The sequence below is a fragment of the Pseudomonas sp. NBRC 111130 genome (assembly GCF_001320485.1).
Classification (GTDB): domain Bacteria; phylum Pseudomonadota; class Gammaproteobacteria; order Pseudomonadales; family Pseudomonadaceae; genus Aquipseudomonas; species Aquipseudomonas vlassakiae.
The window spans coordinates 83,318-106,976 of the sequence record NZ_BCBG01000010.1; the positions used below are offsets into that span (position 1 = coordinate 83,318).

A 23,659-nucleotide genomic window follows, 5' to 3' on the forward strand; every position below is an offset into this window, starting at 1 on the left:
TGACTATAAAAAAGCCCGCCGAAGCGGGCTTTCCTGTGCATCAACTCAAGCAGACAGCTCGACCAGTAGCTTGTTCAGGCGACGAACGTAAGCTGCCGGATCCTTCAGGCTGTCACCGGCCGCCAGCGCGGCCTGATCGAAGAGGATGTGCGACAGTTCGGCAAAGCGGTCTTCGCTCTGCTCGTTGTCCAGCTTCTCGATCAGCGGATGAGTCGGGTTGAATTCGAAGATCGGCTTCGATTCCGGCACCTTCTGGCCGCTGGCTTCGAGAATCTGGCGCATTTGCAGGCCCAGGTCCTGTTCGCCAATGGCAAGGATCGCCGGCGAGTCAGTCAGGCGGTGCGAGACGCGCACTTCGGCGACGCTGTCACCCAAGGCACCTTTCAGACGCTCGACCAGGCCCTCCTTGTCCTTGGCCACTTCTTCCTGGGCCTTCTTGTCCTCTTCCGAGTCCAGCTTGCCCAGGTCGAGATCGCCACGGGCGACGTCGACGAATGCTTTGCCGTCGAACTCGTTGAGGTAGCTCATCAGCCACTCGTCGATACGGTCGGTCAGCAGCAGGACCTCGATGCCTTTCTTGCGGAAGACTTCCAGGTGAGGGCTGTTCTTGACCTGAGCGTAGGATTCGCCGGTGAGATAGTAGATCTTGTCCTGACCTTCCTTGGCGCGTGCCAGATAATCGGCCAGGGCAACGCTCTGCTCGCCGCTGTCGTCCTGGGTGGAGGCAAAACGCAGCAGGCCGGCGATCTTTTCCTTGTTGGCGAAGTCTTCAGCCGGGCCTTCCTTCAGCACCTGGCCGAAGTTCTTCCAGAAGCTCTTGTACTGCTCAGGCTCGTTCTTGGCCAACTTCTCCAGCATGTCAAGCACGCGCTTGGTCAGCGCGGTTTTCATCGAGTCGATGATCGGGTCTTTCTGCAAGATCTCGCGGGACACGTTCAGCGACAGGTCGTTGGAATCCACCACACCCTTGATGAAGCGCAGGTACAGCGGCAGGAACGACTCGGCCTGGTCCATGATGAACACGCGCTGGACGTACAGCTTCAGGCCACGTGGCGCTTCGCGCTGGTACAGGTCGAACGGCGCACGGGCCGGCACGTACAGCAGCGAGTTGTACTCAAGCTTGCCTTCGACCTTGTTGTGGCTCCAGGCCAGCGGGTTCTCGAAGTCATGGCCGATGTGCTTGTAGAACTCCTGGTATTCCTCGTCCTTCACCTCGGAGCGCGAACGGGTCCACAGGGCGCTGGCGCGGTTGACGGTTTCCCATTCCTGCGCTGGCTTTTCTTCGCCTTCAGCGGCTTGAGCCTGCTCCTTGGGCAGTTCGATCGGCAGGGCAATATGGTCGGAGTACTTCTTGACCACATTGCGCAGGCGCCAGCCATCGGCGAACTCCAGCTCGCCCTTCTTCAGGTGCAGGACGATACGCGTGCCGCGCTGCGGCTTGTCGATGGTGGCAACTTCGAATTCACCCTCGCCCTTCGACGACCAGTGCACGCCTTCAGCGGCTGGCAGGCCAGCGCGGCGGCTATATACATCGACCTTGTCGGCAACGATGAAGGCCGAGTAGAAGCCGACACCGAACTGACCGATCAGGTGCGAGTCCTTCTTCTGGTCCCCGGTGAGGTTCTTCATGAAGTCGGCGGTGCCGGACTTGGCAATGGTGCCCAGGTGGGCGATGACATCCTCGCGGCTCATACCGATGCCGTTGTCCTCGAGGGTCACGGTACCGGCGTCCTTGTCGAAGCTCAGGCGGATCTTCAGGTCGGCATCGTTCTCGAGCAGCTCTGGCTTGGCCAGGGCCTCGAAGCGCAGCTTGTCGGCGGCGTCGGAGGCGTTGGAGATCAGCTCACGCAGGAAGATCTCCTTGTTCGAGTACAGCGAATGGATCATGAGGTGCAGCAGCTGCTTTACCTCGGTCTGGAAGCCCAGCGTTTCTTTTTGAGTCTCCACACTCATGGTCTTCAAAACTCCGATCTGATGGCAGTGGCGCCCCGCGGCCGATATGGCCAACGTTTACGGCGGATGTCATGCAGATGGGGGCTGCCCAGGCGATTTCAAGGGCTTTTCCGGTTCGATCTTGAAGTGCGCGCGGGCGGTGGCGATCGGTGACTGGCGGTCAGCCTGCCAGGCAGTGATGGCGACGTTGGTGACCCGCCGCCCCTGACGCCAGAGCTGGCACTGGGCGTAGGTGTCGCGCAAGTGACCGGCGCGCAGGTAGTCGATGGAAAAATCGATGATCTTCGGAATGCTCGCGCTTTCGCTGTAGATCAGTAGGTAGAGCGCTGCGGACAATTCCATGAACCCGGCGATCACGCCGCCATGGATGGCCGGCAGCAAGGGGTTGCCGATGTTGTCCTGGTTGGCCGGCAGGCGAAACAGCAGGTCATCGCCTTCGCGCTCGCACTCGATGCCAATCAGGCCTGCATAAGGGATCAAGGCCAGTAACGGGCGGTAATCACCGACAGCGTGGGCCGCATTCAACTGCTGACGAATGCTCTCAGGAATCATGCCCCGCCCTCCTTCAGGTTGTTGCCGAAACCGATGCCGCCTCTGATCTGCTGGCCCAGGCGCATGAAGGTGCCGACCACTTGGCAGATCGGCTGATCCGGGTCGTCCTGGTAGGCGCTACCGCGGGTGAAGATCACATCGCGGGTGACCCGGTAGCATTGTGCATGTCCATAAATGGGCTTACCCGCTTCGGCCGGGTGCATGTAGTCGATGCGCAGGTCGAGGGTCGGGCACACCTCGAAGCGCGGTAGCACGCACAGCGTGGCCATGCCGCAGGTGGTGTCCATCAGCGTGGTCAGGGCGCCGCCATGCACCGCGCCGGTCTGCGGGTTGCCGACAATCGACGCTGACCAAGGCAGCATCAGGGTCATGCCGTCGCGGTCGGCATGGGCCACACTCATCTGTAACAACTGGCAATGCTTCAATGCTGAAAGAAAGCGTTCAGCCATGGCCTGCAAGCTTGATTCGTTCATATGCAGCTCCCAGGATCGCTGCCGTTAGGGCACAAAAACAGTAAAAAGTCCATATAGAACACGGCGTTATATATCTGTAAAAAACGTGGAACTTATTCCACACCGCCGAACTCGAAGGAACAACTCAGTTATTCACCAAGAGGAAACACCCCCATGCGTAAACCTTTTGCTTTTGCTCTGATGCTGGCTGCTGCCATGGGCCTGGCTGCTTGCGATAAAGCGAGCGAAGACAAAGCCCAGGACGCACAAGAACACCGTGAACAAGCCCAGGAAAAGATGGGTGATGCTCAGGATAAGATGAACGACGCTGCCAAGGAAAACGCCGAAGCCGCCAAAGATCAGGCCGAAGCCGAGCAGAAGGCCGCCGAAGAGGCTGCCCCGACTACTCCGGCACCGGCCACCGCGCCTGCCGAACCTGCCAAGCAGTAAACGACAGGTACAAAAAAACCCGACATTGTCGGGTTTTTTTGTACCTGCAACTTACGAGTTAATCGTTTCAGTCCTGGTACTGAGCACCTCTGTCTGAACACTTTCGGTGGGGGTGAACACCATGACGTCCAATACGTCGGAATGGAATTCTCGGCGATACAGAATCAGCACTACACCGACACTCACGATCATGAACAGCCACGGGCTGATAAACCACGTGAGCATGGCCATGCCGAAGTAATAAGAGCGCAGGCCAAAGTTGAACTGGTTGGCCGCCAGCGAAAGCACCCGCGCCGCACGCGAGGCAAACGCCTTGCGTTCCAGTTCGTTGACCTGGCGTTCACCAATCATTGGTGCGGACCCCACCAATACCGCGGCAAAGTTGTACTGGCGCATGCACCAGCTGAAGGTAAAGAAGGCGTAGACGAAGACCATTGCCAGGCACAGCAGCTTGATTTCCGACATACCCTGGGACGCCTGCTGCACCAGCGGCAGGTCTGCAAGCAGCGACAGGGCGCGATCCGAAGCACCTAGCACGGTGAGAATACCGGCAAGGATGATCAGGGTGCTGGAGGCGAAAAAGGAGGCGTTGCGCTCCAGGTTACCAATCACGCTGGCATCGGCGATGCGGTTGTCGCGCAGCAGCATGCGGCGCATCCAGTCTTCCCGGTATAGATGCAGCACGCTGGCCAGGCAGGCAGTGTCTCGGCCTTTCCAGATGGCATAGCGGGTGTAGCCGCCCCAGCAGAGGGCGAACCAGCAGACGGCCAGGAGGTTGTGTAGATTGCTTTGGATGAAGTTCATGCAGGATTCCCGAGGGCCAGGTGCACAAAGGATAGTGACCGGGTTTCGACGCCCACGAGCGGCAAAAGGCACAACCTGAAACGAAAAAGCCCCGCATCCATACGGATACGGGGCTTGCGGGTTTCGACCCATGGCCAGCACCCTGCGGCTCGTGACCGGTGCTGCCCTCAGGCTTCAACCTATGCCATCAGGCCAAGGCTTCGCGCGGCTTGCCGAGCAGGCGGTCGCAGGCCACTGCGCCAACCAGGGTTACCACCGAAGGCACCAGCCAGGCCAGGCCTTGATCGCTCAGCGGCAAATGCGCCAGAACGTCTGGCAGCACATGGGCAATCTCGCTGCCCTTGATCGCGTCGACGATACCGAACACCAGCGATACCAGCATCACCGGGGCCAGGATGCGGGTCGGCGAATGCCACAGCTCCTTCACGAAGCTCAGCCCCACCACCACGATGCAGGGCGGATAGATGGCGGTCAGGACCGGGATCGAGAACATGATCAACTTGGTCAGGCCCAGGTTGGAGATCAGCAACGAGAAGCCTGCCAGGATCACCACCAGAGCACGGTACGACAGCGGCAGGACCTGGCTGAAGTACTCGGCACAGGCACAGGTCAGGCCGACCGCAGTCACCAGGCATGCCAACGCGATCAGCACGGCGAGGAAACCACTGCCCAGCGAGCCGAAGGTGTGCTGCACATAGGCATGCAGGACAGCGGCACCGTTGGTGGCACCGGCGGCAATCTCGTGGCTGCCGGCCCCCAGGCGGAACAGGCTGATGTACACCAGCGCCAGGCCAACACCAGCGATCAGGCCGGCGATGATGGCATACCGGGTGATCAACTTCGGCGACTCGACACCGCGCGAGCGGATGGCATTGACGATGACGATACCGAATACCAGGGCGCCGAGGGTGTCCATGGTCAGGTAGCCATCGGAGAAGCCTTTGGAGAACGCAGCGGCGGCATAGGCCGGCTGAGCTTCACCGATGGTTCCGGCCGGCAGCGCGAAGGCAGCGATGCCCAGCACCGCCAGGGCAATGATCTTCAGTGGCGCGAGGAAGCGACCGACGGTGTCGAGCAGTTTGCCCGGATACATGGACACAGCCAGTACCACGGCGAAGTACACCAGGCTATAGATGAACAGCGCGGTCGGGCTTTCACCGGTCAGCGGCGCCACACCCACTTCGAACGACACGGTCGCGGTTCGCGGCGTCGCGAACAGCGGGCCGACCGACAGGTAGCACACGGCCGCCAGCAGGCCACCGAAGAACTTGCCGATCGGGCTGCTCAGGGCATCCATGCCGCCGCCGACCTTGGCCAGGGCGACCACGGTGATGACCGGCAGGCCCACGGCGGTGACCAGGAAGCCCAGGGCCGCCATCCAAACGTGCGGGCCAGACTGCAGACCAACGATAGGCGGGAAGATGATGTTGCCAGCGCCTACGAAAAGCGCAAACGTCATAAAGCCAAGCGCCAGGATATCCTGGCCTTTGAGAACTTTCATTTAAGGTAGTACCACACTGCTGAAATCGGGATTCGAGAGGGGATTTCCCTTTGGATGAGGGGAAATGCTGCCCGGCTTGGTAGGCCAGACCCGTTTAGCGTGTCGTTCCCTTGTGGGGTACGGGCACAGAGTGAACGCGTAGATTAACCGTTTTACCCGGTAAACGCACTGATACAGTGCTGCTTGTCCGATGTGCGTACATGTTTGTCGTCTGTGTGACCGGAGACAGTAGGAATTATCACCATATTGAAACTTTCGTCCGCACGAAAATCCCTATCAAACCCATCGAAAATTCTTTATTGCCTGTTCCGGCCTCTTCGCGGGTAAACCCGCGAAGGCGGCACAGGAAAAATCCAAACCCAAAAACGACAAAGGCCACCCGAAGGTGGCCTCTGTGCGCGTGGGGGGTGTAGCAGGTATTACTTCTTGACTTCCCAGCCGGTCAGCTCGGCCAGGGCCTTACCGATGTCAGCCAGGGAACGCACGGTCTTCACACCAGCGTCCTGCAGCGCGGCGAACTTCTCGTCCGCAGTGCCTTTGCCGCCGGAAATGATGGCGCCAGCGTGGCCCATGCGCTTGCCCGCCGGGGCAGTAACACCGGCGATGTAGGAAACGACTGGCTTGGTGACGTTGGCCTTGATGTAGGCTGCCGCTTCTTCTTCAGCCGAACCGCCGATTTCACCGATCATGACGATCGCTTCGGTCTTCGGGTCTTCCTGGAACAGCTTCAGGATGTCGATGAAGTTGGAGCCCGGGATCGGGTCGCCACCGATACCCACGCAGGTCGACTGGCCAAAGCCGGCGTCGGTGGTCTGCTTGACCGCTTCGTAGGTCAGGGTGCCGGAACGCGAAACGATACCGACCTTGCCTGGCAGGTGGATGTGGCCTGGCATGATGCCGATCTTGCACTCGCCCGGAGTGATCACGCCTGGGCAGTTAGGGCCGATCAGGGTCACGCCCAGCTCGTCGCACTTGACCTTGGCATCCAGCATGTCCAGGGTAGGAATGCCTTCGGTGATGCAGACGATCAGCTTGATGCCGCCGAAGGCTGCTTCCAGGATCGAGTCCTTGCAGAAAGGAGCCGGAACGTAGATGACCGAAGCGTCAGCGCCGGTAGCTTCCACGGCTTCCTTGACGGTGTTGAACACCGGCAGGCCCAGGTGGGTGGTGCCACCCTTGCCTGGCGTAACGCCGCCGACCATCTTGGTGCCATAGGCGATGGCCTGTTCGGAGTGGAAAGTACCCTGCGAGCCGGTGAAGCCCTGGCAGATGACTTTGGTATCTTTATTGATCAGGACGCTCATTACTTGCCCTCCGCAGCTTTGACAACTTGTTGAGCAGCGTCGGTCAGGCTGGTGGCCGCAATGATGTTCAAACCGCTTTCTGCCAGTACTTTAGCGCCCAGTTCGGCGTTGTTGCCTTCAAGGCGAACGACAACCGGAACTTTAACGCCAACTTCTTTCACTGCACCGATGATGCCTTCGGCAATCATGTCGCAGCGAACGATGCCGCCGAAGATGTTGACCAGAACGGCCGCGACGTTGGTGTCGGACAGAATGATCTTGAACGCTTCGGTAACGCGTTCTTTGGTAGCGCCGCCGCCCACGTCGAGGAAGTTGGCTGGCTTGCCGCCGTGCAGGTTGACGATGTCCATGGTACCCATGGCCAGGCCGGCACCGTTGACCATGCAGCCGATGTTGCCTTCGAGGGCAACGTAGTTCAGTTCGAACTTGGCAGCGTGGGCTTCACGGGCATCGTCCTGCGACGGGTCGTGGAAAGTCTTCAGCTTAGGCTGACGGTACATGGCGTTGGCGTCGATGTTGATCTTGGCATCGAGGCAGTGCAGGTCGCCATCGGCCTTGATCACCAGCGGGTTCACTTCCAGCAGGGCCAGATCGTGATCCTTGAACAGCTTGGCCAGACCCACGAAGATCTTGGCGAACTGTTGAACTTGCTTGCCTTCCAGGCCCAGCTGGAACGCCAGCTCACGACCCTGGAACGGCTGAGCGCCAACCAGTGGGTCGATGGTAGCCTTGAGGATCTTCTCAGGCGTGTCGTGCGCCACTTTCTCGATGTCCACGCCACCCTCGGTGGAAGCCATGAACACGATACGGCGGCTCGAACGATCCACTACAGCGCCCAGGTACAGCTCTTTGGCGATGTCAGTGCAGGATTCGACCAGAATCTTGGAGACGGGTTGACCGTTGGCATCAGTCTGGTAGGTAACCAGATTCTTGCCCAACCACTGTGCAGCGAACGCCTTGGCGTCTTCCTTGCTGCGAACCAGCTTGACGCCGCCCGCCTTGCCGCGACCACCTGCGTGAACCTGGGCTTTGACTACCCACTCGTTCCCGCCGATCTTGTCGCAGGCTTCTGCTGCAGCTTCAGGGGTGTCGACTGCGAAACCCTTGGAAACTGGCAGGCCGTACTCAGCGAACAGCTGCTTACCCTGATACTCGTGAAGATTCATGCTTTTTACCGTCTTCGTTAGGTACTGCGCTTCGGCGCTGCGCCATTGCTGGCGCCGCACCACCTGTGACCATTGACCCCGGGTTTTCCCGTGTTGTCCGGTCCGGCGGACGTTCCGCGGTGAGTCATGCACGCAAGACTCACGACGGGCAGCCCGCCGTGGTTTCTTATAATTAACGCTTCTTACGGTTGGCCACGTGAATGGCGCCGCCATTCACTGCCAGCGCTGCTTCATGCAGCGCTTCGGACAGGGTTGGATGGCTGAAGACCATCATGCCCAGATCCTCGGCACTGGTGCCGAATTCCATTGCGATCGCGCCCTGCTGTACCAGTTCGGCAGCCGATGGGCCAATCACATGAACACCCAGAACGCGGTCGGTCTTGGCGTCAGCGATGACCTTGACGAAACCACCGGTATCGTTGGCTGCCATTGCACGGCCGCTGGCCGCGAACGGGAAGGTGCCTACGTTAACCTCAACACCCTCGGCCTTCAAGGCTTGTTCGGTCTTGCCGACCCAGGCGATTTCCGGGTGGGTGTAGATGACCGAAGGGATCAGGTCGTAGTTCATCTGAGCCTTGTGGCCCTTGATGCGCTCGACGACCATGATGCCCTCTTCCGAAGCCTTGTGGGCCAGCATCAGGCCACGCACCACGTCACCAATGGCGTAGACGCCCGGTACGCTGGTAGCGCAGTAGTCATCGACATAGATGTAGCCACGCTCATCGATGGTCACGCCGCTGTCTGCAGCCAGCAGATCGGTGGTCACCGGGCGACGGCCGACCGCGACGATCAGCTTGTCGAAGGTGATCTTCTGCTCGCCTTCAGCGTTGGTGTAGGTCACCTCGACTTCGTTGCCGTTGACTTTCGAGCCGGTGACGCGAGCGCCCAGCTTGATGTCCAGGCCTTGCTTGGTCAGGGTCTTCTGGGCTTCTTTCGACACCGCGGTGTCGGCAGCCATCAGGAAGGTGTCCAGGGCTTCCAGGACGGTGACTTCAGCACCCAGGCGAGCCCATACCGAGCCCAGCTCCAGGCCGATCACACCAGCACCGATCACGCCCAGGCGCTTCGGTACGGCCTGGAATTCCAGGGCGCCGGTGGAGTCGACGATGACGTTCTGGTCGACCGGAGCCGGCGGAATGTCGATCGGACGCGAGCCGGAAGCCAGAATCACGTTCTCGGCTTCGATGACTTCAGTGGTGCCGTCAGCTTTGGTGACTTCGACCTTTTTGCCAGCCAGCAGCTTGCCGTGGCCCTGGATCGAGGTCACGCCATTGGCCTTGAACAGGGTGGCGACGCCACCGGTCAGGTTTTTCACGATGCCGGCCTTGCGACCCACCATCGCGGCGACGTCCATCTTCACTTCACCAGTGGAGATACCGTGGACGTTGAAGCTCTCTTTGGCTTCCTTGTACTTCCAGGAGCTGTCCAGCAGCGCCTTGGACGGAATGCAGCCTACGTTCAGGCAGGTGCCGCCCAGGGCCAGCTTGCCCTCGGCGTCGGTGTACTTCTCGATACAGGCAGTCTTCAGACCAAGTTGTGCAGCCTTGATGGCAGCAACATAGCCGCCAGGACCTGCACCGATTACCACTACGTCGAATTTCTGGGTCATAAAAGATTCCTTATCAGCTACAAGCTACAGGCCGCGGACCGCGCGGCGCGGCTTCTTGCGAAGCCAGGGCCGGCACGGTACGCAGCCAGAGGGTTAGATGTCCAGCAGCAGGCGAGACGGATCTTCCAGCAGGTTCTTGATGGTGACCAGGAAGGTTACCGCTTCCTTGCCATCGATCAGGCGGTGATCGTAGGACAGTGCCAGGTACATCATCGGGCGGATGACCACTTGGCCGTTGATGGCCATCGGGCGCTGGATGATGTTGTGCATGCCCAGGATGGCAGCCTGCGGCGGGTTGACGATCGGGGTCGACATCATCGAGCCGAAGGTACCGCCGTTGGTGATGGTGAAGGTACCACCGGTCATCTCTTCGATCGACAGCTTGCCGTCACGGGCCTTCTTGCCGAAGGTGGCGATGCCGTTTTCGATTTCAGCCAGGCTCATCGACTCGGCGTTACGCAGAACCGGAACCACCAGGCCACGGTCGCTCGACACGGCAACGCCGACGTCGGCGAAGCCGTGGTAGACGATGTCGTTGCCGTCGATCGAGGCGTTGACCGCCGGGAAGCGCTTCAGGGCTTCGGTGGCGGCCTTGACGAAGAACGACATGAAGCCCAGGCGTACGCCGTTATGGGTCTTCTCGAACAGGTCCTTGTACTTCGAACGCAGGGCCATGACTTCGGTCATGTCGACTTCGTTGAAGGTGGTCAGCATGGCCATGTTCGACTGGGCTTCGACCAGACGCTCGGCGATCTTGGCGCGCAGACGGGTCATCGGCACACGCTTCTCGGTGCGGTCGCCAGCGGCAACGACAACCGGGGCAGCAGCGGCGGCAGCAGCCGGCTTGGCCGCCGGGGCCGGGGCCGACTTCTTGTTGGCGACGGCGGCGACAACGTCTTCCTTGGTGATGCGCCCGCCTTTGCCGGTGCCGGCAACGGTAGCCAGGTCGATAGCGTTTTCTTCGGCCAGCTTGCGTGCGGCAGGTGCAGCGATCGGGTCATCTTCGCCAGCATCGGCAGTAGCAGCGGCAGCCGGGGCAGCGGCGGCCGGAGCAGCTGCTGGGGCAGCGGCAGCAGCACCACCTTCAACGATCGAACCCAGCACTTCGTCGGACAGGACGGTGTCGCCCTCGCCCTTGACGATGGCGCCCAGCACGCCATCGGCGGTGGCCAGCACTTCCAGGACGACCTTGTCGGTCTCGATGTCGACGATCAGCTCGTCACGCTTGACGGCATCGCCCGGCTGCTTGTGCCAGGTGGCAACGGTGCCATCGGCAACCGATTCCGGGAAGGTTGGGGCTTTGATCTCGATAGCCATTATCTGTGTTTCCTTAAATTCGGTTTCAGGTGCGCGAAGGCATTAAACAGTGAAGGCGTCTTGCAGCAGTTTTTCTTGCTGCTCGGCGTGCTTCGATGCGTAACCACAGGCTGGCGCGGCGGAAGCGTCGCGGCCGGCGTATTCCAGGACCAGTGCCTTGTTATGGCGGCCCAGGATACGGCGCATGTGGTGCTGACTGCTGTACCAGGCGCCCTGGTTCATCGGTTCTTCCTGGCACCAGACCGCATGCTTGAGGTTGGTGTATTGCGCCAGGATTTCGACCAGGTCGTCCTCAGGGAACGGATACAGCTGCTCCAGACGCAGGATCGCGATGTCTTCGCGGCCTTCGGCACGGCGTTTTTCCAGCAGGTCGTAGTACACCTTGCCGCCGCACAGGATCAGACGTTCGACCTTGGCCGGATCGAGGCTGTCGATCTCCGGGATCACGGTCTGGAACGAGCCTTCGGCCAGGTCTTCCAGGGTCGAGACGGCCAGCTTGTGGCGCAGCAGCGACTTCGGCGTCAGCACGATCAGCGGCTTGCGCAGCGGACGGATGACCTGACGACGCAGCAGGTGGTAGATCTGTGCCGGAGTGGTCGGTACGCAGACCTGGATGTTGTGCTCGGCGCACAGCTGCAGGTAACGCTCCAGACGCGCGGAGGAGTGCTCCGGCCCCTGCCCTTCATAACCGTGTGGCAGCAGCATGGTCAGACCGCACAGGCGGCCCCACTTGTGCTCGCCGCTGGTGATGAACTGGTCGATCACCACCTGGGCACCGTTGGCGAAGTCGCCGAACTGAGCTTCCCAGATCACCAGCGCGTTCGGCGTGGTGGTCGAGTAGCCGTATTCGAACGCCAATACCGCCTCTTCCGACAGGAAGGAGTCGTACAGTTCGAAACGCGGCTGGCCCGGGAACAGGTTCTTCAGCGGTACGTAGGTGCTCGCGTCCTTCTGGTTGTGCAGCACCGCATGACGGTGCGAGAAGGTGCCACGACCGATGTCCTGGCCGGTCATGCGGATCGGGTGACCTTCGAACTGCAGAGTGGCGTAGGCCATGGTCTCTGCATAACCCCAGTTGATCGGCAAGCCGCCGGCCTGCATCTTCTGGCGATCTTCGTAGATCTTCGCGACCTGACGCTGGACGACGAAGCCTTCCGGCAGTTCCAGCAGCTTGGCCGACAGGTCCTGCAGGGTCTTGAGATCGAAGCGGGTATCGTGACGTGCAGTCCAGGCATGGCCCAGGTATGGACGCCAGTCGACGAACAGCTCGCGGTTCGGCTCCTTGACCAGGCTCTTCACCACGTGCAGGCCGTTGTCCAGGGCGTTGCGGTACTCGTCGATCTTGGCCTGAGCGCGCTCAGCGTCGATGCGACCGGCCTGGATCAGCGAATCGGCATACAGCTCACGGGTGGTGCGCTGCTTGGAGATCTGCTGGTACATCAGCGGCTGGGTGCCGTTCGGCTCGTCGGCCTCGTTGTGGCCGCGACGACGGTAGCAGACCAGGTCGATGACCACGTCACGCTTGAACTGCATGCGGTAATCGATAGCCAGCTGGGTCACGAACAGCACGGCTTCCGGATCGTCACCGTTAACGTGCAGGATCGGCGCCTGAATCATCTTGGCGACATCGGTTGCATACTCGGTGGAACGTGCGTCCAGCGGGTTGCTGATGGTGAAACCGACCTGGTTGTTGATCACGATGTGCACGGTACCGCCGGTCTTGAAACCGCGGGTCTGCGACATCTGGAAGGTTTCCATGACCACGCCCTGGCCAGCGAACGCAGCGTCGCCGTGGATCGAGATCGGCAGAACCTTGTCACCCACGGTGTCGTTGCGACGGTCCTGACGGGCGCGCACCGAACCCTCCACCACTGGCGAGACGATTTCCAGGTGGGACGGGTTGAACGCCATGGCCAGGTGCACTTCGCCACCTGGGGTCATCACGTTGGAGGAGAAGCCCTGGTGATACTTCACGTCACCGGAGCCCAGCTCGTTCATCTTCTTGCCTTCGAACTCGTCGAACAGCTCGCGCGGGTTCTTGCCGAAGGTGTTGACCAAAACGTTCAGACGGCCGCGGTGGGCCATGCCGATCACGACTTCCTTGGTGCCGTAGGAGCCGGAGCGCTGGATCATCTCGTCCAGCATCGGGATCAGGCTTTCGCCGCCCTCGAGGCCGAAACGCTTGGTGCCCGGATACTTGGTGCCCAGGTACTTCTCGAGACCTTCACCGGCGGTCACGCGCTCGAGCAGGTGCGTCTGCACGTCGACCGAGAACTCCGGACGGCCGCGCACGCTTTCCAGACGCTGCTGGAACCAGCTGCGCTGCTCGGAATCGACGATGTGGGTGAACTCGGCGCCAATGGTGCGACAATATGTCTTCTGGAGCGCCTCGAAGATCTCGCGTAGGCTCGCCTCCTCTTTGCCGATGAACAGGTCGCCGGCACGGAAGGTCGTATCAAGATCGGCATTGGTCAAGCCGTAGTGATTGATCGACAGGTCTACAGGCGCAGGTCGCTGCCACAACCCCAACGGGTCGAGCTTGGCAGCCTGATGGCCGCGCATACGATAGGCCTGGATCAGTCGCAGAACTTCAACCTGCTTCTTCTCGTGTTCTGTGCTCACGCTCCCGGCGGAAACCGGTTGTGCGCGGCGCTGGTTCTTTGCCAGCAGTACGAAATGGTCGCGGATCGTCGAGTGCGATACATCGGTAGCGGTGCTGCCGTCGGCTGGCAACTTCTGGAAGTAAGTGCGCCACTCTTCTGGCACAGCGTTAGGGTCGTGCAGGTAGAGCTCGTAGAGCTCTTCCACATATGCAGCGTTACCACCTGAAAGGTGGGCGCTATCCCACATGCGCTGCATCACGCTTTCTTGCATGCTTGGTCACCCTCGGTTAGGGGACTGATCGGCGAGAGCCACAGCAAACCTGGAAAAGTCCAAATAAAGCGACTGAACCACGCCACTTGGATCCTGCTGATTTTCCGGGTACCAGCCCGGAAAGCCCCTGCTGGTCTCATATCTTCATAGGTATCGAGCGCGGGCTTTTTGGGTCCTTGCTCAGGTTTTACCTCAGTGCGGGCTCAGCGCCCGCACCTCGGCTTACTGCAGTTACAACGCTTTGTATCAGGTGCCGCTTTGCAGCAGCATGTTACGTACGTGACCGATTGCCTTGGTCGGGTTCAGACCCTTCGGGCAAACGTTGACGCAGTTCATGATCCCGCGGCAGCGGAATACGCTGAACGGGTCATCCAGGGACGCCAGGCGCTCCTGGGTCTTGGTGTCACGGCTGTCGGCCAGGAAACGGTAGGCCTGCAGCAGAGCGGCCGGGCCCAGGAACTTGTCCGGGTTCCACCAGAACGACGGGCAGGAGGTCGAGCAGCAGGCGCACAGGATGCACTCGTACAGACCGTCCAGCTTGTCACGGTCTTCCGGCGACTGCAGACGCTCGATGGCCGGAGCCGGCGTATCGTTCTGCAGGAACGGCTTCACCTTCTCGTATTGCTTGTAGAAGATGCTCATGTCGACCACCAGGTCACGAATGACCGGCAGGCCTGGCAGTGGACGCAGAACCAGCTTGTTGCCCTTGACCACGCCCGACAGCGGGGTGATGCAGGCCAGGCCGTTCTTGCCGTTCATGTTCATGCCATCGGAACCGCAAACGCCTTCGCGGCAGGAGCGACGGTACGAGAAGCCCTCGTCCTTTTCCTTGATCAGCGCCAGCACGTCCAGCACCATCAGGTCCTTGCCACCGGTATCGACGTCGAACGACTCCATCTTGGGCGCCGAGTCGGTGTCCGGGTTGTAACGATAAACTTCGACTTTCAACATAGCAGCCACCCTTAGTAAGTCCGGACTTTTGGTTCGAAGGCTGGAACAGTCTTCGGCGCAAAGTTGACACCACGCTTGGCGACGCGCTTCTCACCCGGGTAGTACAGGGTGTGGCACAGCCAGTTTTCGTCGTCACGGTCTTCGAAGTCTTCACGGGCGTGAGCGCCGCGGGACTCTTTACGGGCTTCGGCCGCAATGGCGGTAGCTTCGGCGACTTCCAGCAGGTTCTGCAGCTCCAGCGCTTCGATACGCGCGGTGTTGAAGGCCTGGGACTTGTCGTTGATCTTGACGTTGGCGATGCGCTCACGCAGGCCAGCCAGCTGCTCGATACCCTTCTGCATGTATTCGCCAGTACGGAATACACCGAAGTAGTTCTGCATGCAGCTCTGCAGCTCACGCTTCAGGCTGGCAACGTCTTCACCGAAAGTACGCTCGTTGAGCTTGTTCAGGCGGTTCAGGGCCACATCGATATCGGTATCGCTGGCGTCGCGGTATTCCACGCCTTCGCTCAGCGACTTCTCCAGGTGCAGGCCGGCGGCACGGCCGAACACCACCAGGTCGAGCAGCGAGTTGCCGCCCAGGCGGTTGGCACCGTGTACCGATACGCACGCCACTTCACCTACGGCGAACAGGCCTGGAATGATCTGGTCCTTGCCTTCGGCGTCCATGGTGATGGCCTGGCCATGAATGTTGGTGGCAACGCCGCCCATCATGTAGTGGCAGGTCGGAACGACCGGGACCGGCGCGACGACCGGGTCGACGTGGGCGAAGGTCTTGGACAGTTCGCAGATGCCTGGCAGGCGGCTGTGCAGCACTTCCTCGCCCAGGTGGTCCAGCTTCAGCAGTACGTGGTCCTTGTTCGGGCCCACACCGTTGCCGGCGATGATTTCCTTGACCATGGAACGGGCGACCACGTCGCGGCCGGCCAGGTCCTTCGCGTTCGGCGCGTAACGCTCCATGAAGCGCTCGCCGTGGGCGTTGATCAGGTAGCCACCTTCACCGCGGCAACCTTCGGTGACCAGTACACCGGCGCCGGCGATGCCGGTCGGGTGGAACTGCCACATTTCGATGTCCTGTACCGGTACGCCTGCACGCAGGGCCATGCCGATACCGTCACCGGTGTTGATCAGGGCGTTGGTGGTGGAGGCGTAGATACGGCCGGCACCGCCAGTGGCCAGTACGGTGGCCTTGGACTTGATGTACAGGGTTTCGCCGGTTTCGATGCAGATCGCGATCACACCCACGAATGCGCCGTCCTGGTTCTTCACCAGGTCAACGGCGTAGTACTCGTTGAGGAAGGTGGTGCCGGCCTTGAGGTTGCCCTGGTACAGGGTGTGCAGCAGCGCGTGACCGGTACGGTCGGATGCAGCACAGGTACGGGCGGCCTGGCCACCTTTACCGAAGTCCTTGGACTGGCCACCGAACGGGCGCTGGTAGATGCGGCCGGTTTCGGTACGGGAGAACGGCAGGCCCATGTGGTCCAGCTCGAAGACCGCAGCCGGGCCTTCCTGACACATGTATTCGATAGCGTCCTGGTCACCGATGTAGTCGGAACCCTTGACGGTATCGTACATGTGCCAGCGCCAGTCGTCGTTCGGGTCGGCCGAAGCGATGGCGCAGGTGATGCCGCCCTGGGCGGATACAGTGTGCGAACGGGTCGGGAAGACCTTGGTGACTACGGCAGTCTTGTGACCGCCCTGGGCCAGCTGCAGCGCTGCGCGCATGCCGGCACCGCCGCCACCGATGATGATGGCGTCGAAGGAAATGGTTGGAATGCTAGCCATGGATCAGATACCCCAGAGAATCTGCACACCCCAGACGAAGTAAGCGAACATCGCAACGCCGCATACCGCCTGGAACAGGAAACGAATCGCAGTCGCCGACTTGCCGAACGACATCGGCGTCAGGTAGTCGGTGGCGATGGTCCACATGCCGACCCAGGCGTGAGCGCCAAGGGCAACCAGGGCCAGCAGACTGAAGATCCGCATCGCGTTATTGGAGAACAGACCATGCCACTGGGTGTAGTCGATGCCTGGGTGGCAGACCACGTAGCCGATCAGGAAAATGAAGTAAGCCGCGAGAACGACCGCCGATACGCGCTGCGCCATCCAGTCATAGAGGCCCGAACGCGACAGGTTCGTGACATTGGTTACCATACCCAAACTCCCACCAGAACGATCAGCACCACGGAGATGACGATCACGATTTTCGAGCCCAGCTTGCCGCCTTCCAGCGTCTCACCGATGCCCATGTCCATGATCAGGTGGCGTACACCTGCCACGAGGTGATAAAGCAGGGCGGACAGCAGGCCCCAGGTCACGAACTTGGCCAGCGGGCTGGTCAGACACGCCTTGACCTCACCGAAGCCTTCCTCGGAACCCAGCGACTTGCCCAGTGCATAAAGCATGATGGCAAGGCCGAGGAATAGGATGACGCCGGAGATACGGTGCAGAATGGACGTGTACGCAGTGACAGGAAGCTTGATGGTCCTTAGGTCTAGGTTTACAGGTCGTTGGCTTTTCACGGCTTTTTTCACACTGAAGAGCCCCTAGCGAATCAGGGCAAAGTTGTTGGTAAGTGTACTGGTCAGGTACCCACCACCCAGGGAACGGCGACCCCAGCAGTTCGGGCTTGCAAGCCCATGGGAGTCGGGTGCCGAGTATAGACAGTTAGGCTGCTTATGACAACGTGACGGGGTAGCCCAAATAGCGGATTGCCTTTAGCGAACAAAAGGCGTAAATGGGCGAGAATTTCGTGAAAAATCAGGCCTCGAAGGCCGTTTCAACCAGCCTTTAGGCAAATTGACATTCGAATTTACTTCTCTATAGTGGTGCGGGCCCTGCGTGGGGGGCTGTCTGATGATTTCAAGCATTAATAGGAGGCCACATGGCTGACAAAAAAGCGCAGTTGGTCATCGAGGGCGCTGCCCCCGTCGAGCTGCCCATTTTAACCGGCACCGTTGGTCCTGATGTAATCGACGTCCGCGGGTTGGGGGCCACTGGTCACTTCACCTTCGATCCTGGTTTCATGGCGACTGCCTCGTGCGAGTCGAAGATCACCTATATCGACGGCGACAAGGGCGTGCTGCTGCACCGCGGCTACCCGATCGAACAGCTCGCCGAGCAATCGGATTACCTGGAAACCTGCTACCTGCTGCTCAACGGCGAATTGCCGAATGCCGAGCAGAAGGCCCAGTTCGTCAGCACCGTCAAGAACCACACCATGGTTCACGAACAGCTGAAGTCCTTCTTCAACGGTTTCCGCCGTGACGCACACCCGATGGCGGTGATGTGCGGCGTGGTCGGCGCCCTCTCGGCGTTCTACCACGACTCCCTGGACATCAATAACCCGCAACACCGCGAAATCTCCGCGGTGCGCCTGGTCGCCAAGATGCCGACCCTGGCCGCAATGGTTTACAAGTACTCCATGGGCCAGCCGATGATGTACCCGCGCAACGACTTGTCGTACGCGGAAAACTTCCTGCACATGATGTTCAACACTCCGTGCGAGATCAAACCGATCAGCCCGGTACTGGCCAAGGCAATGGACCGGATCTTCATCCTCCACGCCGACCACGAGCAGAACGCCTCCACCTCGACCGTGCGCCTGGCAGGCTCCTCGGGTGCCAACCCGTTCGCCTGTATCGCTGCCGGCATCGCCGCACTGTGGGGCCCGGCCCACGGCGGCGCGAACGAAGCGGTGCTGACCATGCTCGATGAAATTGGCGATGTCTCGAACATCGACAAGTACATCGCCAAGGCCAAGGACAAGAACGACCCGTTCAAGCTGATGGGCTTCGGTCACCGCGTTTACAAGAACCGTGACCCGCGCGCCACCGTGATGAAGAAGACCTGTGACGAAGTCCTGGGCGAGCTGGGCATCAAGAACGATCCGCAGCTGGAACTGGCCATGCGCCTGGAAGAGATCGCCCTGACCGATCCGTACTTCATCGAGCGCTCGTTGTACCCGAACGTCGACTTCTACTCGGGCATCATCCTGAAGGCGATCGGCATTCCGACCAGCATGTTCACCGTGATCTTCGCCCTGGCACGCACCGTGGGCTGGATCTCGCACTGGAAAGAAATGCTCTCCAGCCCGTATAAGATCGGCCGCCCTCGCCAGCTCTACACCGGCGAACTGCAGCGCGACATCGTCGAACTGAAGGACCGCAAGTAAGCCTTACCAGCCGAACGCAAAAGGCTGCCCTCGGGCAGCCTTTTTTATTGTTCAAAATCTGAACGCTTTCGCAGACTCTGTGGGAGCGGGCGAGCCCGCGAACACCGGCAAAGCCGGTGCGATGCACTGCATCGCCTGTTTCGCGGGCACGCCCGCTCCCACATGAACCGCGCCAGGCTTCAGTTCTTCTCGGCCCGCTCGCGCAGCGCCTTGAGGGTATTGAACGGCGAATCGACCACGAACTTGTTGGCGATCATCGACGGCACGCTGCCGCCCGGCTCGGTGTGCACCTGGTAAGTCACTTCGGTACTGTCACCCTTGGGCACCAGCTTCCAGAAACCTTCCACCTTCGCCACCCGCACAAAGCCCTTTTCTTCCGGGATATACGTTGGCTCTTCTTTGAGGTTTCGCGTCAAGCTGCCATCCGCCCCCTTGACCGTGGTCACGTGCAACACCGAGTCCCGGGGCGTCACCGGCCACGGCGTATTGAACTGGGTATAGGTCCAGCTCTGGTCGCCTTCGTGCTTGAGCAGCTTTTGTGACTTGCATTCGTGAATCCACGAGCAAGCCCCTGCCGCATCCTCCTGCAGCGCCTGCACCTTGGCCAATGGCGCCTTGATGACGGTCACGCCCTGGTAGGCCTTGTACTTGGAGCCCGGCACCTCACTGAGCGAGACCTTGATACCCTCCTCGTCCTTGGCCACCTGCCAGTTCTCGGCCCAGGCAGCCGGCGCCATCAGGACACCCATGCCACACAGCAGTGCAATACGCTTGAACGATCTCATCATGTTTATCCTTGTTGTCGAAGATCCAGCCTCTCACGCCGCCGTTATCTGCTCCCACCAGCCCAGAATCCTGATTGCCTCGTCGCGGTTACTGCCGCACACCTCGATATCGGCCTTGAACCCACCGCACACCGCCGGCCGCTCGGGCTTGCCGAACAGGTCACAAAGGTTTTCAGGCGTCAGGTGCAGGCAGCGCTCGCCCGCCGGCTTGCCCTGAGGCATGCGCGGCATCGCCGAGCTGATGGATGGGGCGATGCAGCAGGCACCACAACCCTCACGACACTTCATGGCTGAATCAGGACTCCCTGGAACAAAACGGGACGAACGTCCCTGGATAGTAACCGCTCAAACATACGTTTGAAATTGCTGGCCCGATGAAATCTGCCGTGACCCAGCAGTCAGTTGCGCCTGATCAATTGCGGAACTGGAAATCGATTGCCGCACCTTCCACATCGTGGCGACTATCGTTGCGCAGCTGCAGCTGCATCTCGTTGCTGATCAAACGGCCATTGAGCTGGAACGGACTGTCGCTGGATTCCGGTTTTTCCGCGAACATGGCGGGTAGCAACGGCTTGCGACGAGTCGTTGGATCGCCGACTTCAGGCTCGAGATTGTTGACCATGTCGGTCGGCAGGCTCAAGTCCAGCCTGGCCTTGGGCAACGGCTGCGTGACCGCCTTGCTGACCGGCTTGGCTTTGACTTTGGCTTTGGCCTTGCTGGCGGCCGGCTTGGCCTTTGCTGCCGGCTTCGCTGGCACCTTGCCTGCTGCCTTGCCCTGCCCCGCCTGCACCTGGCCAGCAGGCTGGGCAGCCTGAACCACACCACAAGGCAGGTAGAACGGGGCAATACAGATAAGCAGGGCAGCGCTACGCAACAGGTTCATGGAGATCGACAGGCAGACGGGGCTGGAAAAGTGCGTATGCTCCCCGTTCCGCCCGCCGCTGGCAAGCCTACAAAAGTGAGGACTGCGATTCTCTGCATAATTGCTGGGCCAACAGGCCAAGCGTGATAACCGCTCGCTCGGCCTCCTTGTTCCATGGAATGCCACAGTTGAGCCGGATGCAATGGTTGAACTGTTCGGTGTTACTGAAGATCAACCCGGGCGCGATACTGATGCCCTGCTCCAGCGCACGCACATGCAACTCTTGGGTATTGACCCGCCCCGGCAGGCTGACCCAGAGGATGAAACCGCCGGTTGGCCGGGTCATCTGGGTGCCCTCCGGGAAGTGCTGCTGCACCGCCAGCTGGTAGGCGCTGAGGTTCTTGCGGTACTCCTGGCGGATATAGCGCAGGTGCCGGTCGTAGCCACCGTTCTCCAGGTACGCCGCCACGCCCATCTGCGTCACGCTGCACGCAGAATGAGTGGTGAAGGTCTGCAGGCGCTGGATTTCATCCTGGTAACGCCCTGCCACCATCCAGCCAACCCGCACCCCGGGCGAAAGGGTCTTGGAAAAGCTCGAGCAATAGATGACCCGGTCCAGCCGGTCGAAGGCCTTGAGCGCCTTGGTCTTGCCCTGCTCGAACATCAACTCGCCATAGATGTCGTCTTCGACGATCTGGATATCGAAGTCCGACGCCAGGCGCAGCAACTGTTTCTGTCGCTCCTCAGGCACCGTACCACCCAGCGGATTGCTCAGGCGCGTGGTGAGCACCAAGGCCTTGATCGACCACTGGTTGGCGGCCAACTGCAATGCTTCAAGGCTGATGCCAGTGGACGGGTCACTGGGGATTTCGATGACCTTCAGCCCCAGCAGGTCCGCCAACTGCAACAGCCCGTAATAGGTAGGCGACTCGGCTGCGATCAGGTCCCCCGGGCGGGTCAGTACCCGCAGCGACATCTGCAAGGCATCGACACAACCATGTGTGACGATCACCTCACGCGGGTCGACCAGCACACCGGCATCGCGCATGCGGATTGCGATCTGCCTGCGCAGTGGCTCGAAGCCAGGGCTGAACATATAGCTGAAGGCACGAGGGCTGTGAAAGCGGGTGACCTTGGCGATCTGCTGATGCAGCGCACGCACCGGCAGGTAGTCGACGTGCGGCACGGCGGCACCGAACGGGAACACACCATCGCGACGCGCCTCGGTCAGCACCTGCTGAATGATGCTGGCCCGGGTAACCAGCCCAGGGCGTTCGACGCGAGCGATATCCGGGGTCTGCGCAGTCAGGGCGGGGGTCTGGTGCACATAGTAGCCCGACTGCGGCCGGGCCCGGATCAAACCCTGATCCTCGAGATTGGCGTAGGCCTGCAACACCGTGGCATGGCTGACGTTGAGCTGGGCACTCATCTTGCGCACGGACGGTACGCGCTCACCTGGCTGATAGACACCGCGACGGATGTCATCGGCCAGTTGCTGGGCGATGCGCTGGTACAGCAGCAGGTTGGTCATGGCGGTATCTCGATGCGCAGGCGGCCTGTTGTTCTTGTACGACTTACTGACGGTAGAGCATACCGTAACAGTTGCAAAGTGTACTGGGACAGATGGCAAGTAAGTCAACAATACAGTGTGTGACCACCATCTAAATGATTAACCTCAGGACCGACCCGCACTCGCGAAAAGGGCCGCTAAGCGGCCCTTGGTGTTTCGAAGTCAGCGTGCTGGCGCAAGCCTGCCCTTATCGTCAGAGAAGACGATTTCCACCCGGCGGTTCTGCGCCCTGCCCCGCTCCGACGCATTGGCCTCGATCGGGTATTGGTCGCCATAACCTTCGACCTGCATGCGCTTCTCATCGATCCCCAGGTCGACCAGCATGTCAGCCACCGACTGGGCACGATCGCGCGACAGCTTGAGGTTGTCCTCAGGCGCGCCAGTGCTGTCGGTATAGCCTTCGATCCGCACCACGCGGCGCGGATTGAGCTGGAGGAACTGCACCAGCTTGAGCACGGTGCGGCTGGCCGAGTTCTTCAGGTCGGCACTGCCGGTATCGAACAGCACATCGCTCAGGGTCATCACCAGACCTCGGTCGGCCTGCTCCGAGGCCAATGCGGCAATCTGGTTCTCCACCCACTTGCCCTGCTGCTGCACACTGGCCAATTTGGCTTCTCGCAAGGCAAGCTGGAGACGCTGGCGCTCAAGGTCGAGCTTGGCCCGACGCTCCTCGCTCAGCGCCAGCTTGGCATGCTCGCTGGCGATCTCACTGTAGCGCTGGCTCAGGTAGGCATAGTGGCGCACGTCGCTGCCCGTACCAATGTAGCCGGAGAGGCGCTCGGCGCGGGACAGCGATTCACCGGCACGAAGCACGTCACGCGGGGCGCTGCGCAGTACGTCGGCATCGTCCTTGACCTTCTGGAAGGCCACCGTCGCATCATCCAGCGCCGCCCCACTGCGCTGGCTGGCACAGCCCTGCAAGCCAGCCGACAGCACCAGCAGTGCCAGTACGGCTTTCGCATTGAGGTTGATCATGGCTGCACCTCCAACTGCTTGCGCAAGCGCTTGACCCGCGACTGCAGCAACTGAAGCTGCTCCTCGCTCTTCTGGTTCAGCACCTGAGCCTCGGCCAGGCGGGCGTCCAGTTCGGCCTGCTCGGCACGCATGCGTGCGTCACGGTAGTCTTCGGTCAGCATGTTGGTCTTGGCCCGGGCGAACTTGTCTTCGGCCAGCTTGAGCGCCTCGACCTGGTCGCTGGCACCAACTGCCTTGGCCTGCTCCAGCGCCTGCTCGGTAATGCGCATCTGCTCATTGGGCGCCGGGTCGTTGGCGCAGCCTGCCAGGCCGAGCATGGCCACGGCCAGGATAAGGGATTGGGTTCTCACACACTCTT

At 60.7% G+C, this 23,659-nt stretch carries 22 protein-coding genes; 2 read left to right on the top strand and 20 right to left on the bottom strand.

Features of this window, described 5'->3' with window-relative positions:
* Nucleotides 1-45 precede the first annotated feature (45 nt).
* The 3 genes from htpG to APH33_RS04775 form a co-directional block, all read right to left on the bottom strand.
* Nucleotides 46-1,953, bottom strand: coding sequence for a molecular chaperone HtpG (gene htpG / locus APH33_RS04765; protein WP_054884048.1), 1,908 nt, complete (start codon nt 1,951-1,953; stop codon nt 46-48).
* A 69-nt stretch (nt 1,954-2,022) separates the two neighbouring features.
* Nucleotides 2,023-2,505, bottom strand: coding sequence for a PaaI family thioesterase (locus APH33_RS04770; RefSeq protein WP_054884049.1), 483 nt, complete (start codon nt 2,503-2,505; stop codon nt 2,023-2,025).
* Nucleotides 2,502-2,978, bottom strand: a complete 477-nt coding sequence (locus APH33_RS04775) for a PaaI family thioesterase (RefSeq protein WP_054884050.1) — start codon at nt 2,976-2,978, stop codon at nt 2,502-2,504. Before APH33_RS04775 ends, APH33_RS04770 begins: the two co-directional genes overlap by 4 nt.
* Before the next feature lie 153 nt (nt 2,979-3,131).
* Between APH33_RS04775 and APH33_RS04780 the strand changes: the two genes are divergently transcribed.
* Nucleotides 3,132-3,407: a hypothetical protein gene (locus APH33_RS04780; protein WP_054884051.1), complete on the top strand. Its 276-nt coding sequence runs from the start codon at nt 3,132-3,134 to the stop codon at nt 3,405-3,407.
* A 51-nt stretch (nt 3,408-3,458) separates the two neighbouring features.
* Here the strand turns inward: APH33_RS04780 and APH33_RS04785 are convergent, their stop codons facing one another.
* The 11 genes from APH33_RS04785 to sdhC all read right to left on the bottom strand — a co-directional run bounded on the left by APH33_RS04785 (nt 3,459) and on the right by sdhC (nt 17,469).
* A complete protein-coding gene (locus APH33_RS04785; RefSeq protein ID WP_054884052.1) occupies nt 3,459-4,211 on the bottom strand; it encodes a DUF599 domain-containing protein in 753 nt (250 codons plus the stop codon).
* A 187-nt stretch (nt 4,212-4,398) separates the two neighbouring features.
* The gene (brnQ, locus tag APH33_RS04790; protein WP_054884053.1) at nt 4,399-5,712 is read right to left on the bottom strand and encodes a branched-chain amino acid transport system II carrier protein; all 1,314 of its coding nucleotides are present in this window, start codon (nt 5,710-5,712) and stop codon (nt 4,399-4,401) included.
* Nucleotides 5,713-6,131: 419 nt separating this feature from the next.
* Nucleotides 6,132-7,016 (bottom strand): succinate--CoA ligase subunit alpha, encoded by an 885-nt coding sequence (gene sucD / locus APH33_RS04795; RefSeq protein WP_004376004.1) that lies wholly within the window; start codon nt 7,014-7,016, stop codon nt 6,132-6,134.
* Nucleotides 7,016-8,182 (bottom strand): ADP-forming succinate--CoA ligase subunit beta, encoded by a 1,167-nt coding sequence (sucC, locus tag APH33_RS04800; protein ID WP_054884054.1) that lies wholly within the window; start codon nt 8,180-8,182, stop codon nt 7,016-7,018. Before sucC ends, sucD begins: the two co-directional genes overlap by 1 nt.
* A gap of 172 nt (nt 8,183-8,354) precedes the next feature.
* Complete coding sequence (lpdA, locus tag APH33_RS04805; RefSeq protein WP_054884055.1) at nt 8,355-9,791, bottom strand: dihydrolipoyl dehydrogenase; 1,437 nt, start codon at nt 9,789-9,791, stop codon at nt 8,355-8,357.
* A 93-nt stretch (nt 9,792-9,884) separates the two neighbouring features.
* Nucleotides 9,885-11,108 (bottom strand): 2-oxoglutarate dehydrogenase complex dihydrolipoyllysine-residue succinyltransferase, encoded by a 1,224-nt coding sequence (gene odhB, locus APH33_RS04810; RefSeq protein ID WP_054884056.1) that lies wholly within the window; start codon nt 11,106-11,108, stop codon nt 9,885-9,887.
* A 42-nt stretch (nt 11,109-11,150) separates the two neighbouring features.
* Nucleotides 11,151-13,982 (bottom strand): 2-oxoglutarate dehydrogenase E1 component, encoded by a 2,832-nt coding sequence (locus APH33_RS04815; RefSeq protein ID WP_054884057.1) that lies wholly within the window; start codon nt 13,980-13,982, stop codon nt 11,151-11,153.
* Nucleotides 13,983-14,228: 246 nt separating this feature from the next.
* Entirely contained in the window at nt 14,229-14,933 is a 705-nt protein-coding gene (locus tag APH33_RS04820) for a succinate dehydrogenase iron-sulfur subunit (protein WP_012315348.1), read from the bottom strand.
* A gap of 11 nt (nt 14,934-14,944) precedes the next feature.
* Nucleotides 14,945-16,717: a succinate dehydrogenase flavoprotein subunit gene (sdhA, locus tag APH33_RS04825; protein WP_054884058.1), complete on the bottom strand. Its 1,773-nt coding sequence runs from the start codon at nt 16,715-16,717 to the stop codon at nt 14,945-14,947.
* Nucleotides 16,718-16,720: 3 nt separating this feature from the next.
* Nucleotides 16,721-17,089: a succinate dehydrogenase, hydrophobic membrane anchor protein gene (gene sdhD / locus APH33_RS04830; protein ID WP_027921320.1), complete on the bottom strand. Its 369-nt coding sequence runs from the start codon at nt 17,087-17,089 to the stop codon at nt 16,721-16,723.
* The gene (sdhC, locus tag APH33_RS04835; protein ID WP_012315350.1) at nt 17,083-17,469 is read right to left on the bottom strand and encodes a succinate dehydrogenase, cytochrome b556 subunit; all 387 of its coding nucleotides are present in this window, start codon (nt 17,467-17,469) and stop codon (nt 17,083-17,085) included. The genes sdhD and sdhC overlap by 7 nt, the downstream gene beginning before the upstream one ends.
* A gap of 350 nt (nt 17,470-17,819) precedes the next feature.
* Between sdhC and gltA the strand changes: the two genes are divergently transcribed.
* A complete protein-coding gene (gltA, locus tag APH33_RS04840; protein WP_054884059.1) occupies nt 17,820-19,109 on the top strand; it encodes a citrate synthase in 1,290 nt (429 codons plus the stop codon).
* Between the two features lie 179 nt (nt 19,110-19,288).
* Here the strand turns inward: gltA and APH33_RS04845 are convergent, their stop codons facing one another.
* The 6 genes from APH33_RS04845 to APH33_RS04870 form a co-directional block, all read right to left on the bottom strand.
* Entirely contained in the window at nt 19,289-19,894 is a 606-nt protein-coding gene (locus APH33_RS04845) for an START domain-containing protein (protein ID WP_054884060.1), read from the bottom strand.
* A gap of 33 nt (nt 19,895-19,927) precedes the next feature.
* Nucleotides 19,928-20,182, bottom strand: a complete 255-nt coding sequence (locus APH33_RS04850) for a YkgJ family cysteine cluster protein (RefSeq protein WP_054884061.1) — start codon at nt 20,180-20,182, stop codon at nt 19,928-19,930.
* Nucleotides 20,183-20,306: 124 nt separating this feature from the next.
* Nucleotides 20,307-20,777 carry a hypothetical protein gene (locus tag APH33_RS04855; RefSeq protein WP_054884062.1) on the bottom strand — a complete coding sequence of 157 codons (471 nt, stop codon included), beginning with the start codon at nt 20,775-20,777 and terminating at the stop codon, nt 20,307-20,309.
* Nucleotides 20,778-20,844: 67 nt separating this feature from the next.
* On the bottom strand, nt 20,845-22,287 hold the full coding sequence (locus APH33_RS04860) for a PLP-dependent aminotransferase family protein (RefSeq protein WP_054884063.1): 1,443 nt from the start codon (nt 22,285-22,287) through the stop codon (nt 20,845-20,847).
* A 201-nt stretch (nt 22,288-22,488) separates the two neighbouring features.
* Complete coding sequence (locus APH33_RS04865) at nt 22,489-23,301, bottom strand: OmpA family protein (RefSeq protein ID WP_054884064.1); 813 nt, start codon at nt 23,299-23,301, stop codon at nt 22,489-22,491.
* The gene (locus tag APH33_RS04870; protein ID WP_054884065.1) at nt 23,298-23,651 is read right to left on the bottom strand and encodes a DUF4398 domain-containing protein; all 354 of its coding nucleotides are present in this window, start codon (nt 23,649-23,651) and stop codon (nt 23,298-23,300) included. Before APH33_RS04870 ends, APH33_RS04865 begins: the two co-directional genes overlap by 4 nt.
* Nucleotides 23,652-23,659 lie beyond the last annotated feature (8 nt).